At 70.7% G+C, this 2,048-nt stretch carries 2 protein-coding genes; both read right to left on the bottom strand.

Annotation, left to right across the window (positions count from 1 at the left end):
• Positions 1 to 875 (bottom strand): MHYT domain-containing protein (locus P1P70_RS43935; protein WP_319248013.1); only part of this gene is annotated, 875 nt, incomplete at its 3' end.
• Positions 876 to 1,159: 284 nt separating this feature from the next.
• The gene (locus tag P1P70_RS43930; RefSeq protein ID WP_319248011.1) at positions 1,160 to 1,966 is read right to left on the bottom strand and encodes a sugar phosphate isomerase/epimerase family protein; all 807 of its coding nucleotides are present in this window, start codon (positions 1,964 to 1,966) and stop codon (positions 1,160 to 1,162) included.
• Positions 1,967 to 2,048: the final 82 nt, after the last annotated feature.

Raw genomic sequence — 2,048 nt, 5'->3', positions numbered from 1 at the left:
GGGGAGGAGTCGTCGGGGTGCTGGAGGGGGACGTCCGGGCGGTCGGCCCGCCAGGGCTGCCGGGACTGCCGGGACTGCTGGGGCTCCGGCCGCTCCCGCTCCGGCTGCCGCTGCCGGGTGGCCGACCGGTCCCACTCGCCCTCGCCCAGCACGAGCATCGGGTCGAACATCACGACGACGCCCGCGAGGAGCAGGAAGATGACCGGCCCGATGAGCATGGGCAGCAGGATCGTCGTGGGTGATTCGCCGGTGAACGTGCCGCCGGTCGTGCCGTGGAGATGCACCCCCACCGCGGCCATCCCGGTGTAGTGCATGCCGGACACGGCGACCCCCATGACCAGGCTGGCCCCCAGGCTGGTCACGAAGCCCCGGATCGACACGGCCGCCCAGAGCGCGGCGGTCGCGGCGACGATGGCGATGCCCACGGAGAGGGCGACGACCGCGATGTCGTACTGGATGTAGCCGTTCAACTGGATGGCGGCCATGCCCAGATAGTGCATGGCGGCGACGCCGAGGCCCGTGACGGACCCCGCCGCGCAGAGCGTGGACGTGCTGACGCCGCGGTAGCCCACGGCGAAGACCCCGATGCCGACGACGATGATGGCGACGGCGAGGCTGAGCACCGTCAGTCCGACGTCGTAGTGGATGGGGCTCTCCTTCACCCGGAAGCCGACCATCGCGATGAAGTGCATCGTCCAGATGCCGCAGCCGATGCTCGCGGCCCCCAGCGCCAGCCACCCGGGCTTCCAGGAGCGCTCGTTGTAGACCGACCTGACCACGCAGCGCAGTCCTAACGCGGCGCCCAGGCAGGCCATGACATAGGCGGCCACCGGGGTGACCGCACCGTAGCTGAAACCGTCGACAGTGCCTTGCATATGCCAAATCCCCCCGATACATGGCCAGTTGCGCAATGGCTGGTTGCGGGAGGCAAGTCTGGTGCAAGCGCGTACCGGAGCGCTCCGTTTTCCAAGAGTTACTGTCGGTATCTGCTCGACGGGTGATCGACTTTGGGTGACTCGATACTGATTCGTGGTCAAAATCCGCGACGCGCAGGGCCTGAGCTTGATTTCTCAAGCTCAGGCCATGGCTTTACGGCGGGTTGTCGGTGCTGTGCCGAGCCGTCGGCGCGATGCGGTATCGGTGCTGCGCCGCGTCGGCGCTAGGCCGCGTCGTTGAGGAGCCGCCCGAGGTGTTCCCGTCCCGCCGCCAGCAGCTCCGGCAGCGGCGCGGCCGCCTCGTACCACCGCTTCTCGTACTCCCAGCAGAGCCAGCCGTCCCACTCCTTGCGGGAGAGGAGTTCGACGCACTCGCCGAGCGGGAGGACGCCCGCGCCGAGCGCGAGGGGGGTGGTGTCGTCGGCGGAGGCGATGTCCTTGACCTGGACGTAGCCGAGGAAGGGGGAGAGGGCGGCGTAGGACTCGGCCGGCTGCTCGCCGCCGAGCCAGGTGTGCATCACGTCCCAGAGCGAACCGACGCTGCCGTGGCCGACCGGGCCGAGCACCCGGATCGCCTCGGCGCCGGTGCGATGCGAGTCGTGGGTCTCCAGCAGCACGCGTACGCCCCGGTCGGCCGCGTCCTCCGCCGCCGTGCCGAGCCGCCGTGCCGCGATCGCGTCCGCCTCCTCCACGCTCTGGCCGCCGGCCAGGTCGGCCCCGGGGAAGACGCGGACGAAGGGGGCGCCCAGGTCCCGGGCCAGGTCGAGGAGGGAGCGGATCTCGTCCAGTACGGGGCCGTCCTCGCCCGGCGCGGCGACCCGCGCGTACCCGGCGACCCCCAGGATCTCCACGCCCGCCGCCTTGAACTCGGCCGCCACCTCGGCCCGTTCGTCGGCCCCGATGCCCGGGTGCACCGGCTCCTCGGGATGGGCACGCAGTTCGACGCCGTGGTAGCCGTGCGTCGCGGCGAGTCGTACGACGTCGGCGATGGGGAGACCGGGAACACCGAGGGTGGAGAACGCGAGTTTCATGCCTTCGGACCGTACACGTTGCCCGGGCCGGTACGGCACCCCGGCCGGGGGTGGGCAGGGGTGTGGATTAAAACCAATCGGA

The sequence above is a fragment of the Streptomyces sp. MB09-02B genome (assembly GCF_033794485.1).
In the GTDB taxonomy this organism is placed as follows: Bacteria; Actinomycetota; Actinomycetes; order Streptomycetales; family Streptomycetaceae; genus Streptomyces.
Note: the sequence above shows the minus strand (reverse complement) of the source record. Positions and strands in the feature narration are given on the sequence as shown.